Below are 13,492 nucleotides of genomic sequence, written 5' to 3'. Positions count from 1 at the left end.
TCCTCGATGACTGAGACCGACCTCAAGATCCTGATCACCGGTGGCACCGGTTCCTTCGGCCACACCGTCACCAAGAAGCTCCTCGACAGGGGCGACATCGCGGAGATCCGCGTCCTCAGCCGGGACGAGGCGAAGCAGGACCAGATGCGCCACGACATCGGCGACGAGCGCCTGCGGTTCTACCTGGGCGACATCCGCGACTACACGAGCATGGAGCGGGCGGTCCGCGACGTGGACTACGTGTTCCACGCGGCTGCCCTCAAGCAGGTCCCCTCGTGTGAGTTCTTCCCCATGGAGGCGGTGCGCACCAATGTGAACGGCTCCGCCAACGTGGTGCGCGCCTCGGATGAGGCCGGGGTGCGGTCGCTCGTGTGCCTCTCCACGGACAAAGCGGTGTACCCCGTCAACGCGATGGGCATGTCCAAGGCGCTCATGGAGAAGGTGGCTCTGTCCCACGGCCTGAACAACCCCACGGCCGCCACCACCGTCTCCTGCGTGCGCTACGGCAACGTCATGTATTCCCGGGGCTCCGTGATCCCCCTCTTCATCCGCCAGCTCAAGGCTGGGAAGAACCTCACGGTGACCAACCCGGAGATGACCCGCTTCATGATGTCCCTCTCCGAGTCCGTGTCCCTCGTGGAGTTCGCCTGGGAGCACGCCGAGCAGGGTGACCTGTTCATCCGCAAGGCTCCTTCCTGCACGATCGGCGCCCTGGCACAGGCAGTGATCAACCTCTTCCACTCCGATGCCCGCGTGGACATCATCGGCACCCGCCATGCGGAGAAGGTCTCCGAGGCGCTGGCCAGCCGCGAGGAGCTCTCCCGCGCTGAGGACATGGGGGACTACTTCCGCATCCAGGCCGACGCCCGCGACCTCAACTACAAGGTCTATGTGGAAGAAGGAGACAAGGCACACACGCAGTACGATGACTACGACTCCCACACCGTTCCGCTCATGTCCGTGGAGGACGTCGAGCGACTGCTGCTGACTCTTCCGGACGTCCGCCGCGAGCTGGCACTCGCGGGCATTCCGACCAAGGAAGGCTGACCATGGCGCGCTATGTGTTGACGGGAGGTCGTGGTTTCCTCGGGCTCCACACGCGGGCCGCGCTCCAGGAGCACGGCCACGAGGTCGCCCTCCTGCCCGTGGGGGACTCCTTCGACCCGGAGGCGGCACGTGCGGCCCTGGACGGCGCGGACCAGCTGCTGCACCTGGCCGGCGTGAACCGGGGTACGGACCAGGAGGTCGCCGAGGGCAACAACCGGTTCGCGCGGCAGGTGGCCGAGGTTCTCGGGCAGGTCGACTCCGCTCCCTCTCGCGTGGTCTTCGCCAACAGCACCCAGGCCACCAACGGATCGGTCTATGGCGAGGCGAAGACGGGCGCAGCGGACGTGCTGGGCACTCAGGCGCGGAACCGGGGCGCTGAGTACGAGGACATCCGCCTGCCGAATCTGTTCGGGGAGTTCGGGCGTCCGTTCTACAACGCGGTGACAGCCACGTTCTGCCACCTGATCGCCGCCGGGGAGACACCGGAGGTGCAACAGGACAAGGAGCTGACCCTGCTGCACGCCCAGCACGCGGCGGACGTGCTCGTCGGCGCTGTGCCCGTCGCAGCCATGGACACCCTTGCGGTCCACGAGACGGTGAGTGGGCTCGCCGCCCGCCTGGGAGACATGGCCCGCACGTATGAGCGCACCGAGTTCCCGGATCTGGCCACTGACTTCGACCGGGACCTGTTCAACACGTACCGCTCCTACCTCTATCCCCATGGGCTGCCGCTGCCCATCACGCGTCATGCGGATGCACGAGGTTCCTTCTTCGAGATCGTGCGCTCCCGGGGCGGCACCGGGCAGACGTCGTTCTCCACGACCGCTCCGGGCGTCACTCGAGGCGACCACTACCACCGCCGCAAGGTGGAGCGGTTCACGGTGCTGGCGGGGGAGGCGGAGATCTCTCTGCGGAAGATGGGCACCGACGAGGTGTATGTGTTCCGGGTGAACGGGGAGCAGCCTGTCTCGGTGGACATGCCCACGCTCGTGTCACACAAGATCACCAACGTGGGTGCGTCCACTCTGTACACCGCGTTCTGGACCGACGACATCTTCGATCCCACGAACCCCGACACGATCCCTGAGGTGGTGTGACCATGAGCGGTCGCCTGAAAGTCATGACCGTCGTGGGCACCCGCCCCGAGATCATCCGCCTGGCGTGCGTGATCCGCCGGTTGGAGAAGCATGTGGACCATGTGCTGGTCCACACCGGGCAGAACTACGACTACAACCTCAATGAGGTGTTCTTCGAAGACCTCGGCCTCCGCCGGCCGGACCACTTCCTCGAAGCGGACACCAGCTCCCTGGGAGCCGTCCTCGGCGACGTGCTCAAGGGCACCGAGCGGGTGCTGCTGGAGGAGAAGCCGGATGCCATGGTCGTGCTCGGTGACACCAACAGCTGCGTGTCCGCCCTCATGGGCAGGCGGATGAAGGTGCCCGTGTTCCATCTGGAGGCGGGCAACCGCTCCTTCGATCCGAACGTCCCCGAGGAGATCAACCGTCACCTCGTAGACCATGTGAGCGACTACAACCTCGTGTACACCGAGCACTCCCGCCGGAACCTCTTGGCCGAGGGCCTGCACCCGCGGGACGTCATGGTGATGGGTTCCCCCATGAACGAGGTGCTCGCCGCCTACCGGGAGCAGATCGAGGCCTCGGACGTGCTGGAGCGCCTGGGACTGACGGCGGGGGAGTACCTCCTAACGTCGGTCCACCGCGAGGAGAACGTCGACCGGCAGGACCGCCTGGAGCAGGTGCTGGCATCCCTGCAGGCGGTGGCGGAGGACCAGGGGGTGCCGTTCCTCGTCTCCACTCACCCGCGCACCCGCCGTCGTCTGGAGCAGTTCGACCTCACCGCGTCCAGCGCGATCCGCCTTCACGAGCCGCTGGGCTTCCACGACTACAACAAGCTGCAGCTCAACGCCCGCTGCGTGATCTCCGACTCGGGCACCATCTCCGAGGAGTCCTCCATGCTGGGGTTCCCGGCGGTCACCCTGCGCGACGCAATCGAGCGCCCGGAGGCGATTGACACCGGAGCCATCATTGCCACCGGCCTGGACCCGGCGGACGTGGTGGACGCGGTGCGCACGGTAATCGTGGACTTCGCCGCGGACGGCCCGGCCGCACTGCCGGCGGACTACGCCATCCCGGACTCCTCTCGCCGCGTGGTCAACTTTATCCGCACGATGGCAGGGACTCATCACGAGCGGCGGGGGATCCGCCGGTGACTTTGTGGACCTCCGGAAGCGCAATGGCCATGACATCGGGGCAGCTTCGAGATGACGGAAGGCTTTAGATGATGGATTACTCGACATGCGAGGTCATGCATCAGGCGCTTTTCACCTGGTGCCAGCGTAAGGTGCTCGGTGATTGAACTAATTTTATTGGGTGTCGCAATCCTGCCTTTCGGGATTCTTGTAAAATCAAAGCGAGCCGGAGTCAGGTCTGCAGCGTTCTTGTTCGGGGCTCTAATACCAATTGACTTCGTGCAGGGCGTAAACTCGGTCGCACTCGATGCTTTTCGTTACGTTTTTGCTATTCTTATTGTTATTTTGAGTCATGGAGGCCATCGTCGCATATCCCCCCTTCCTGCGTTGGCAACTTTCAGCCTCCTTACCGTAAACGCAATCTTTCTAGTGAAAGGAACCTATGGACTTCAGCTTGATCTATTCAAGCCGATCGTTGGTCTTGTTTCAATTCTTCTCGCTTTCCTAATTAGCTTTCGCCCATGGACATTTCAACCGATGCTAGCGGGCCTCACTGTTGGCGGCTTGGCTAGCGCCGTCGATATTCTTCTGCAATATTTTGGAATGCCCTACATCGGCATGGAGAACACATTTGGCCTCCGATATTCTGGACTGTCTTTCAGTTCCACCAACACTGCACCTTTGCTCGGCCTCGCTAGTCTGGCGGTTATCCAGGGTGCACCTTTGAAAGGTGCATGCAAAAACTGGTTACTAAGATCTGTACTCGTCTGCATATTGGTTTCCGGTATGTGGATCTCTGGGGGCCGAGGGGGATTTATAGCATTTTCTGCCGCTCTTATCTTGATGGCGATTACGCGAATGCCACCTATCGCGACCGTGGTTATGCTGGCTATGGCCGGTATATATGCATTGACCGCCATATCCTTCTCCTCGGCGCTTGATGCCCTCCTGCGGGTCGAGGAGCGAGCAAACGCGGGCGGCGGAACGCCTGACATTACCTCCGGCCGCGTCGAATTCAACGCAGTAACCTGGAATGCGTTTGCAGATAATCCCTTTTTTGGCCCCCCCATTAGTGAACTCGATCTACTGCAGCCTCATACACCGGTGCTACTCCTTGCGGTTCAGGCTGGTATTATTGGCTTGGCGGCCGCTCTTCTTGTTTTGACCCTGGTCATCTACCGCCTGTTTTGTCCATCGAGAAGGGTGGGCGATAAGACTTTGATAAGATCCTACGCTGTCGTCATTCTTATTGTCAGCGCACTGGAGCCAAATGGATTTTTCGTTGGCATCGGGAAAACTGTGATACTTATGATTGTCTTAAGTGGCAATTTGGGGTTGCATCAGCGCGCTTCAACGCTCCCCCAAGCCAAGTCAAGCCCCCCCATGACAGTTGCGCATAAGATCCGTAGGTAGAGAGCCGCGTACCTGTCGAGAAGTGAGTTTTTGACCGGCGCGTCATTTGGGCAGGGTTATTTAGAAGGGTGACTTCAGATGCATGACACACTTTGGCAGCCTCCCGCCTGTGCGCATCGGTACTCTTCAGGGTATGATACTGCGCGTCAAGGCCTTGAAGTCGACTTCATAGTTGAGGCGGGCATTTGTGATCAGCGGCGTGAAGAGGGACGTATGGCTGGCGTTCACTACGGGGCCGTCTGCCTGTCTCAGGTAAAAAGTCCGAAGGAGCTACCTAGCCTGGCTCGGCAAATTCTAAGTGAGCATGGATTCGGCCACGTGAGTTCAGGGATTGGGCAAACTCCATTGCAACACAAAGTCCTATCGAGCGCGCAAAAACACAGAGCGATTCACTGTGCCGACTTCGAGTTCTGGCAATCAAATCTTTGGTCGAGGAAAATTAACGGGCGTCTGCGGAAATGCCAAAGGGTGCAAGGGTTAACGTCGGTCGTTCCCAGTAGCACCGCGATCGTCTTCGCCCTCCTGTGGGCGGCCAGGACGATCTTCACCCCACGCGATCTGCTCTGGTGCGTGTTCGTCGCCTCCGGTCTGCTCGTCATCTCCTCATTGCTGATGGGGATCGCGGGGATCGGCAGCCCGATCGAGGCCGGCCGGTTGCGCGGGCTGTTCCTGAACGCCAACGCCCTCGCGATCATGGCCCTCGTGACGGCGCTCGCGAGCGTGGTGATCCGTCGGCGCTGGGTCATGGTCGGCTACTGGGTGCTGGTCATGCTCACCATCGTGTGGCCAGCGTCCCAGGCCGGCGCCCTCGCGACGGCGCTGTTCCTTGTGCTCGCGGCCTGGAGGATCTTCTCCGACTGGCGGATCCGCGCCCTCATGCTCGGTGTGCTGGTGTTCAGTGTCGTGCAGTTGGTGACCTCGCCCGAGGAGTTCACGACCTCGGACGGCGACACCGGCCTGACCAGGACCAACGACTCCCGGACCCACTACTGGACGCTGGCGCTGGCGGACATCCGCCGCGGCATGCCGTCCGGGTTCGGCGGCGGATCCGCCTCGGTCCAGAGTGAGGCAGGAGTCAACGTCTTCCTCAAGGCCGCGTACGAATTCGGCTGGTGGGGGCTCGCGCTCATGGCGGGGATCCTGCTGGCGATCCTCGCCAGAACGCGGGGGACCCGCTTCGGAGCGGCGGCGTTCGTGGCGATCCTGGCGAACGTGCAATTCGAGGGCTGGCTCTTCACCTTCGGCAACTCGTTCACCGTGATGACATTCCTCGTGTTCTCCGCTCTGTTGACGGAGAAACCCCCGGCGCCGCACATGCGGCGTGCAGGAAGAAACTCCAGGGCCTGGTCGGAGCAGGACATCGCCTGGGGATTGAGAATCGAAGCGAGGAGCTCATGAAGTTCGTCTTCTGGCAACCCGTCCCCTCACTCCATCAGGCGGCGTTCCTCTCGGCTCTGGCCGGGCGGGGCCACACTGTCGATGTGGTCGCGCGAAAGCCAGTGGCGACACGCCGGCTCGCGCAGGGCTGGGACCAGGCCCTGGATCACGGCGACGCCCGTGTCGTCATCGCGCCGGAAGACGTCCCGGTGCCTCCAAAAGTCGCCGAGTCCTGGACGCAGGAGACCATCCACGTGATCTCCGGGATCGGCCGCACACCATTCGAGGTGCGGGCCCGTGAGACAGCGGTCCAATCGGGCGCATTCCACATTGGATACGTGGAGCCGTGGCAGTTGAACACCCTGCCCCGCCGAGCGAACTGGTGGATGCGGACCCGCCGGTGGGTTCGCCGGTTCTCCCGGGGAGGGGGGCACTTCCTGACGACGGGCCAGGGCGGCGTGGGCCAGCTCCGGCGAGCGGGGGTGCCTGCCGCGAAGGTCGCCCCCTTCGCGTACTGGCTCTCGCCCCACGCAGAGGCTTCCGGGGGGACATCCGAGGAGACAGCCGCAGGGCAGATCCTCTACGTGGGCCGCCTCGACGGCAACAAGAACATCGTCCCGTTCGCGCGGGCCGCCGTCCGTGCCGGCCTGCGGATGCGGATCGTCGGCTCGGGGCCGGCCGGGGAGGAGATACACGAGCTCGCGGCGCAACACCCGCAGCACCTCACCGTCAGCGGAGCGCTGCCGAATCCCGTGGTGCGTCAGCTCATGGCGACCGCGGACTTCCTGGTCCTGCCTTCGCGGTATGACGGATGGGGAGCGGTCGTCTCCGAGGCCCTCTTGTCCGGGACGAGGGTGTTGGTCTCCAGCGCTGCCGGCGCGGCCCAGGTAGTTCGGTCAGACCTGCAGGGATACCGGTTTGAACCGACCGAGAATGGCATACGGGCGGCGGTCGCGTGGGCGGGGGCGCAGGAGTGTCCCAGCGCCGACGGTCGGGATCGGCTGCGGGGTTGGGCGGAGTCCTCGATCTCCGCTGATGCGGGCGCCGCGTACCTCGAGCGCGTCATCGAGCACTGGCGTGAGGGGCTGCCTGGAGTGGAGCCGCCGCCCCTGCCATGGTGGTGAGGTGAGCCGAGGGGGACGCCCCGGGTGTGCCCAGTGGCCAGGGACGGACGCCCCGTCTCACACCGCGCGAAGACGCCGCCGGACGGCGCCCAGCGCGGTGGTATCCGCGCCTAGCTGGCGTCCGACGTGCCAGGCGATCGTCAGCCTGCGTAAGACGTTGGCCATGGCGGAGGCGATCGCCACCGCGAAGAGCGGGTCCATTACGGGCAGCAACGCGACGGTGAGTACGGGGAGGACCACGCAGGTGGCGAGGTTCACGCCGATGGAGAACCATCTGCTGTCGAGCAGCCGGACGATCTCGAAGGAGGGACCGCAGGCGATGGCCAGCACATGCCCGATGGCCAGAATGCTGAGGGCGCCCGACGCGGGGCGGTACTCCTCGCCGAAGATCACCGCGATCACCGGTTCACCGATGAGGAGGATGGTGGCGGTGATGGCCGCCGTGGAGACGAGGCCCAGTCCGACAAGCCGATCCGAGGCGCGGAGCACCCCTGGGAGATCGTCATTCTTGGCGAGGCTGACGCCGATGTCGCGGACCGAGACGAAGGCGATGGCGTTGTAGATGAACAGCAGCGCCACGACGCCCAGCAGCGCAACCCTCAGCTGTCCGGCCGCGACGGTCAGGCTGAGGGCGGAGAGGACGAGAACCTCGAGGTTCGTCATCAGGGTCTGTGAGCTGCTGAAGATCGTCTGATCCACTGAGGCGCCGATGACCTCCCGCGGGGTGATGCGCTCTCTCATGCCCCGGGGGACCCAGCGGTTGATGACGAGGTTGCCGTAGGCGAGGGCGATCAGCCCGGCCACGTTGTACGCAAGAAGCGCAACATTCACATCCAGGGACCCCGGCGTTAGGAGATACACCCCCAGCAAGACCACGGTAAAGATACCCGGCCGGATCAGAATCTCGGGGAGCTGGGCCTGCAGAGCGGATCCCATTCCACGCATGATTCCCGACCGCAGCGGGTCAAGCCCGAGGGTGAAGGCGAGGAGCATCACGAGGACGATGGTCCAGCCGTCAATGCTCGGCGTCACCCCCGTGAGCATCAAGACCCCCAAGAGAAGAGAGGCCAGCGAGGACGCCGCCAGGCCGAGACGGAACGTGGCGGAGCGGAGGCCCCTCACCCTGTCCATGTTTCCGCGGGCAATGGCGCGTGAGGACTCGCGGAAGAGGAAGACTCCCATGCCGGTCGGGGCCGCGAGGTAGACGACGGTGGCGAAGGCCAGGATGGCGGAGTAGACACCGAGGTCGTGCGCGCCGAGCATGCGGGCGAGCAGGACGGTCTGGCCCGCGGAGCAGAGGAATCCGCCGATGCGGATGGCGATGGATAAGAGATTTACGCGGTTCATGCCGCTGGCTGATCCTGAGCGAGCCTCTGCCGGTGGATCACGCGTCGAAGTGTTTAAGAACGCGCGCCGGGACCCCGCCGATCATCACGTTGTCTGGGAACTCGCCGCGCACGACGGCACCGGCCGCTACCATGCACCCGCGGCCCACGGACGAGCCCGCGAGGAACGTGGCCCGAGCCCCCACCCAGGTCCCGGCGCCCACCGTGATGCCGGCGCTGTAGCCCTGGCCCGCGCGCCGCGTGGTGTCGCCGAGGTGGTGACTGCCGACGACCAACATGACACCGGGGCCGAGGTCGCAGCGGTCCTCGATCCGCACCATGGCACCGGGGCCACCGATGAGCTGACATCCCGCGCCGATCCAGGCCTGGGACCCGACCTCGACCCACTTGTTCGACAGCACCGCCGTCCCGTTGATCTTCGCGGTGCGGTCCACGCGGGCCCCGGCGACCGAGTACACGCGCTGACGCAAAGCGAATCCCCGGGTGTGGGGCGTGATGGCAGAGAGGAGGTTGGGGAGCCACATGGACATGGGATCGATGGTATCCGCTTGGAGGTGTCTGCGAAGTCGCGACCGAATGGGGACGCGCGTCAGCGGTCGCCGTCCCAGGCGTCCACCGGCAGGGTTTTGGGGACCTTGCCCGCGACACTGAGGGTGGGCTCGCGCACCATTTTCACCGTGATCGCGGTGAGGTCGATCCCCTGATCCGTCTTCCGGACATCCTCGTGTACTCGCGCGGTGATCTCCGCGTCCGTCCACGTGGGCGCGGGGGCGGTCGCCAAGATCGTGAGCTCCCCGGCCGACGTCGGGGCGAACTGAACCTGGGTGATGGTGGGGAAGGCTCGCAGCATGTGTTCGTACTGATTGGGGAGGACGTTCGCGAACGTGCCATCCAGACGACGCACCGCCACCTGCTGGTTCACCCGACCCCGAACCGTCGACAGGAACCGGATGTCATCCACTCCGTCAACTCCCTCAACGGCGTCGCCGATGGCGTAGTTGAATAACGGGAAGCGGCGTGGGTCGAGCGTCGTCACCTGGATGCCTGTCTCGGGGTCGGGCAGGGCGCCGTAGATGCTCGCCCAGGGGACGCGCAGGGCGCCGGCGGTCGCATCGTAGTGGGCCAGCAGCCCGGTCTCGACGGATCCGTACTCGCCGGCGACTCTGGCCCCGAAGGCCCGCGCCATCACCTCAAGGTCCTCTGCGGTGGAGGTGTCCGACGTCGGGATGACCCATTCGAGTGAGCTGGGGGCGGGGAGGCCGTGAGAGATCAGGTGATGGGCCAGCTGGGTGATGTAGGAGGCGTACCCGATGATGTATTTGGGCTTGAGGCGGACCAACTCGTCCGCGACGGAGGCGAGGGCTTCGGGTGAGCGGTCATAACCATTGACTCGATGCCCTCCGCTCGCCAGATCTTTGGCGGCGCGCACCACCTTGCGGACGCCTGCCTGTGGGCCCCCGCCGAAGAGATGGCTGTGGCCCCAAGGATGGAGGTAAGGGTCCCCCGGCTCGATACCGATCCAGGACCGTCCGAGGAAGCCGTTAACCCAGCGGTCCGGGACCTCGTCGTCGCTCTTGGGGTACCGCATCGGTGAGCCCGTGCTGCCTCCCGTGACGTAGGCGGCCTCGCCGCCGCCGTCACCGAAGACAAGGTCTTGGTGCTCTCGCAGCACCTCCTTCGTCAGCAGCGGGAAGTCCTGCATCTGTTCCAGGGCCTCCAGTCGGGCGGGTAGGCCGTACTTCTTCGCCCAGTGTCGGTAGAAGGGGGAAGCCTCCCGTGCCCGCCCCCAAGTCTGGTTCAGCTTCTCGAGCCGGATCCGCTGCTGCTCGCCCGTCTCGGTCTCAGCGTACAGACGCTTTCGGTTGTCAAGTGCGGATAGCTGGCGACGCTTCGACGCACGGATCACGAACTTCCGCGGGTTCATGTGGGGTCTCTCCAAGAGGTGGGGGGCGGAGGCAGGCGGTGCAGAGCTGAGGGAGGCGCGAAGACCTGTGACCAATCGGCGCCCGCAGGAACTGAGTTCCCCGTCATGCTACCGCCTGGCCGCAGCGGCAATCCGGCGTGGGTCTGGCCGCCCGCCTGCTGAGGGGACTGGCGCCGCCGCCCGCAAAGGCTCAGCCCCACCTCGATGCAGCCGGCCTGCTTCTTTTCGGACTTCTCGTACATATCCGGGGCCGCCTCCAAGGAGGCCTTGTGGGTGGTGAGGTCGAGCACCCAAGAGACGTGACGATGCCCCAGACGGATGAAGACTCCCATGCCGGCTTCCGTAGATGTTCGCCCTCTCGTTGTCAGCCGCGAGGCGCGCCTGACCTGCCGAGAGATCAGGAACCTGTTTCCGAAGTCAGACGCCCCGCAACGACTCCCTCGTCCTCGCAGCCGCGTCCAGCACGACGGCCCGCAGCGGGGCCACGGCGTCGTCCGGCGCCTGCCCCTCTGCCGGGGGCACGCTCGCGGCCTCCCGCTCGATCCGCCGCTGCCGCGCCGCGCCGCTCTCGGCCATCATGGCGTGCACGTGGTCCAGCTCCGCTTCGCAGCCGAGCTCGCGGGCCACGGGGGCGAGACGCTCCAGCTCCTCGCCGAGGTGCTCGGCCACGGGAGCGTCGTTGCCCTCGGCGTCGAGGATCACGCGCGCCTCGAGGCCGTAGCGGGCGGCCCGCCACTTGTTCTCGGCCGCATACCACGGCGGCAGGATCGCGGGAGCGTCCGCGCCGCACTCGAGCCGGGACGAGAGATCGTGCACGAGGCACTGCGTCAGGGCCGTGACGGCGGCGATCTCCTCGATGGTGGCCATGCCGTCGCACACCCGCATCTCGACCGTGCCGAGACGCGGGACGGCGCGCACGTCCCAGCGGCACTCCGTGGCGTCGGCCACCATGCCTGCCTGGACCATCTGCTCCACGCAGCGCTCGAAATCCGCGTAGTCCTCGAACTGGTGGGGCAGGCCCGCCGTCGGCAGCTGCTGGAAAACCTGGGTGCGCTGCGACTGGTAGCCCGTGTCGTGGCCGGCCCAGAAGGGGGAGGAGGTGGAGAGGGCGAGGAGGTGGGGGAAGCGGTTGACGAGGCCGTTGACCACGGGCATCGCCTTCGAGACGTCGTCGAGGCCCACGTGCACGTGAACGCCGAAGATCAGCATCTGCCGCCCCCAGTACTGGGCGATCTCCACGACGCGGTTGTACCGGTCCTTGTCCGTGACCGGCTGCAGCCAGGGCTCCGCGAAGGGGTGCGAGCCCTGGCAGTAGAGCTGCAGGCCGCGCGCCTCGGCGGCCGTGAGGATGCCGGCGGCGATCCCGCGCAGCTCCTCGGCCGCGGCACCGGCGGTCCGGTGCACGCCCGTGACCAGCTCCACCGTGTTCTGCAGCATCTCCGCCGTGACGTGCGGGTGTTCGTCCTCCGGGCCGAGGCCGGCGACGTCGCGGGCGGCCGCGATGACCTCCGGGGCCTCGGGACGCAGGTCGCCGGTGACGGCGTCCACGAGTGCGAGCTCCCACTCGATGCCGAGGGTGGACTGCGCCGACTGCTGGAACGGGAGGCTCATGCAGACATCTTAGAGGCGCGGGCGAGCCCGGCGGGGCGGCGCTGCCCGACCCGGGCCCTAGCCTGGATCCATGGCCGACGACCGCGACCCCCGCCCCTCCGCCGAGGACTCCTCCCCGGACGCCACGCACCTGGCCCCCGCACTGACCGGGGCCGGCCGGGAGCTGTTGGACTCGCTGACCGACGCGGACGTCGCCGACCCGCTGGCCTCCACCACGCGGCTGCGGGCCGCCGGCCACGCCCCCGAGCTCGTGGCCGCGGTGCTCACCCAGGCCGCGCTGCGCCGGGCGGCCCGCACCAAGCTGGGCGACCTCGCCGATCGGATGCTCTTCACTCGCGACGGGCTCGAGCAGGCCACCCGCCGGGTCGTGGCCGAACGCCGCGCTGAGCGGTTCACGGCGGCCGGGTTGCGCTCGGTGGCGGACCTGGGCTGCGGGATCGGGGCCGATGCCCTCGGCCTCGCGCGCGCCGGGCTGTCCGTCGTCGCCGTGGAGCGGGATCCCGTGGTGGCCGCCGTGGCCGCCGCCAACATGGCCGCGCTGGCGCCCGGGGCGCGGGTGGAGGAGGGGGACGCGCTCGCGTGGGCGGGCGCCCACGCCGACGATGTGGACGCCCTGTGGTTCGATCCGGCCCGACGCCGGATCTCCAGCTCGGGCTCGGCGCGCGTGTTCGACCCGGAGGCGTTCTCCCCGCCGCTGTCCTTCGTCCTGGGGCTGGCCGCCGAGGGGCGCGCGGTGGGCGCCAAGCTCGGCCCGGGGCTGCCGCACGAGCACGTCCCCGCGGAGGCCGAGGCGGAATGGGTCTCCGTGGACGGCGACGTCGTCGAGGTGGTGCTGTGGTTCAACGCGCTGACGACGGCGCCGGGGGTCCGCGCGGCCGCCGTCATCGACACGCGGAGACCCCGGCCGTCCGTCGCCGTGCTGCGCGATCGTCCCGGCGGCTCGCCCGCCCTCGAGTCCGTGGGGGAGGCGGGACTGGACGCCCTGCCGGGCTGCGTCCTCCACGAGCCCGACGGCGCCGTGATCCGCGCGGGCCTCGTCACGGACCTCGGCGCCGCATGGGAGGAGGGCGGCGCGGTGGCCCGGCTGCTCGACCCGCACCTGGCCTACCTCGTGACCGAGGCCCCCGTGCCCTCCCCGCTGGCGCGCGGATACCGGGTGGAGGCCGTCCACCCCCTCGACGTGAAGGCGCTGCGCCGCTGGGTGCGCGAGCGCGGCATCACCCGCCTGGACGTGAAGAAGCGCGGCGTGGACGTGCGCCCGGAGGAGCTGCGGGCCCGCCTTCTCGCGGGGGCGGGGAAGGGCGCGGGGAAGAAGGGCCGCCGGGCCGGCGGCGGGGCAGCGGCGGGCGCGCACGGGACCCTCGTCCTCGCCCGCGTCGGCGGACGCCGCGTGGCCCTCGAGGTGACGCCCCTGGACGGGGTGGGCTGAGGGTCTCGATGT

The 13,492-nt window shown here is 66.7% G+C and carries 11 protein-coding genes; 7 read left to right on the top strand and 4 right to left on the bottom strand.

All coding sequences use genetic code 11. From position 1 onward, the window contains the following. Nucleotides 1–6: 6 nt before the first annotated feature. The 6 genes from AAG742_RS08460 (at nt 7) to AAG742_RS08435 (ending at nt 7,170) form a co-directional block, all read left to right on the top strand. Nucleotides 7–1,047, top strand: coding sequence for a polysaccharide biosynthesis protein (locus AAG742_RS08460; RefSeq protein WP_248115900.1), 1,041 nt, complete (start codon nt 7–9; stop codon nt 1,045–1,047). A 2-nt stretch (nt 1,048–1,049) separates the two neighbouring features. Continuing rightward, nucleotides 1,050–2,144, top strand: a complete 1,095-nt coding sequence (locus AAG742_RS08455; RefSeq protein ID WP_343282046.1) for an NAD-dependent epimerase/dehydratase family protein — start codon at nt 1,050–1,052, stop codon at nt 2,142–2,144. A 2-nt stretch (nt 2,145–2,146) separates the two neighbouring features. Beyond that, nucleotides 2,147–3,277 (top strand): UDP-N-acetylglucosamine 2-epimerase (non-hydrolyzing), encoded by a 1,131-nt coding sequence (gene wecB / locus AAG742_RS08450; RefSeq protein WP_343282045.1) that lies wholly within the window; start codon nt 2,147–2,149, stop codon nt 3,275–3,277. Nucleotides 3,278–3,535: 258 nt separating this feature from the next. Next, nucleotides 3,536–4,669 (top strand): O-antigen ligase family protein, encoded by a 1,134-nt coding sequence (locus tag AAG742_RS08445; RefSeq protein ID WP_343282044.1) that lies wholly within the window; start codon nt 3,536–3,538, stop codon nt 4,667–4,669. Nucleotides 4,670–4,987: 318 nt separating this feature from the next. After that, a complete protein-coding gene (locus AAG742_RS08440; RefSeq protein ID WP_343282043.1) occupies nt 4,988–6,067 on the top strand; it encodes a hypothetical protein in 1,080 nt (359 codons plus the stop codon). Continuing rightward, nucleotides 6,064–7,170: a glycosyltransferase gene (locus AAG742_RS08435; RefSeq protein ID WP_343282042.1), complete on the top strand. Its 1,107-nt coding sequence runs from the start codon at nt 6,064–6,066 to the stop codon at nt 7,168–7,170. The genes AAG742_RS08440 and AAG742_RS08435 overlap by 4 nt, the downstream gene beginning before the upstream one ends. 57 nt (nt 7,171–7,227) lie before the next feature. On the opposite strand, the gene AAG742_RS08430 is transcribed toward AAG742_RS08435, so the two are convergent. The 4 genes from AAG742_RS08430 to AAG742_RS08415 all read right to left on the bottom strand — a co-directional run bounded on the left by AAG742_RS08430 (nt 7,228) and on the right by AAG742_RS08415 (nt 12,051). After that, nucleotides 7,228–8,517, bottom strand: a complete 1,290-nt coding sequence (locus AAG742_RS08430; protein ID WP_248115892.1) for an oligosaccharide flippase family protein — start codon at nt 8,515–8,517, stop codon at nt 7,228–7,230. Nucleotides 8,518–8,554: 37 nt separating this feature from the next. Next, nucleotides 8,555–9,046, bottom strand: coding sequence for an acyltransferase (locus AAG742_RS08425; protein WP_248115890.1), 492 nt, complete (start codon nt 9,044–9,046; stop codon nt 8,555–8,557). 59 nt (nt 9,047–9,105) lie between these two features. Then, complete coding sequence (locus tag AAG742_RS08420) at nt 9,106–10,440, bottom strand: hypothetical protein (protein WP_248115889.1); 1,335 nt, start codon at nt 10,438–10,440, stop codon at nt 9,106–9,108. Between the two features lie 417 nt (nt 10,441–10,857). Further along, the gene (locus AAG742_RS08415) at nt 10,858–12,051 is read right to left on the bottom strand and encodes a glutamate--cysteine ligase (RefSeq protein ID WP_343282041.1); all 1,194 of its coding nucleotides are present in this window, start codon (nt 12,049–12,051) and stop codon (nt 10,858–10,860) included. Nucleotides 12,052–12,121: 70 nt separating this feature from the next. Between AAG742_RS08415 and AAG742_RS08410 the strand changes: the two genes are divergently transcribed. After that, nucleotides 12,122–13,480 carry a class I SAM-dependent methyltransferase gene (locus AAG742_RS08410; protein WP_343282040.1) on the top strand — a complete coding sequence of 453 codons (1,359 nt, stop codon included), beginning with the start codon at nt 12,122–12,124 and terminating at the stop codon, nt 13,478–13,480. Nucleotides 13,481–13,492 lie beyond the last annotated feature (12 nt).

Source organism: Micrococcus sp. 2A (assembly GCF_039519235.1).
Classification (GTDB): domain Bacteria; phylum Actinomycetota; class Actinomycetes; order Actinomycetales; family Micrococcaceae; genus Micrococcus.
The sequence above is the reverse complement of the archived record's forward strand: the minus strand, read 5'-3'. Positions and strand labels throughout refer to the sequence as shown.

Excerpts from the sequence above, each read along its gene's own strand:
- AAG742_RS08455 (WP_343282046.1), top strand. The coding sequence starts at position 1,050 with ATGGCGCGCTATGTGTTGACGGGAGGTCGTGGTTTCCTCGGGCTCCAC.
- AAG742_RS08460 (WP_248115900.1), top strand. The coding sequence starts at position 7 with ATGACTGAGACCGACCTCAAGATCCTGATCACCGGTGGCACCGGTTCC.
- AAG742_RS08420 (WP_248115889.1), bottom strand. The coding sequence starts at position 10,440 with ATGAACCCGCGGAAGTTCGTGATCCGTGCGTCGAAGCGTCGCCAGCTA.
- AAG742_RS08425 (WP_248115890.1), bottom strand. The coding sequence starts at position 9,046 with ATGTCCATGTGGCTCCCCAACCTCCTCTCTGCCATCACGCCCCACACC.
- AAG742_RS08430 (WP_248115892.1), bottom strand. The coding sequence starts at position 8,517 with ATGAACCGCGTAAATCTCTTATCCATCGCCATCCGCATCGGCGGATTC.
- AAG742_RS08415 (WP_343282041.1), bottom strand. The coding sequence starts at position 12,051 with ATGAGCCTCCCGTTCCAGCAGTCGGCGCAGTCCACCCTCGGCATCGAG.
- wecB (WP_343282045.1), top strand. The coding sequence starts at position 2,147 with ATGAGCGGTCGCCTGAAAGTCATGACCGTCGTGGGCACCCGCCCCGAG.
- AAG742_RS08435 (WP_343282042.1), top strand. The coding sequence starts at position 6,064 with ATGAAGTTCGTCTTCTGGCAACCCGTCCCCTCACTCCATCAGGCGGCG.
- AAG742_RS08410 (WP_343282040.1), top strand. The coding sequence starts at position 12,122 with ATGGCCGACGACCGCGACCCCCGCCCCTCCGCCGAGGACTCCTCCCCG.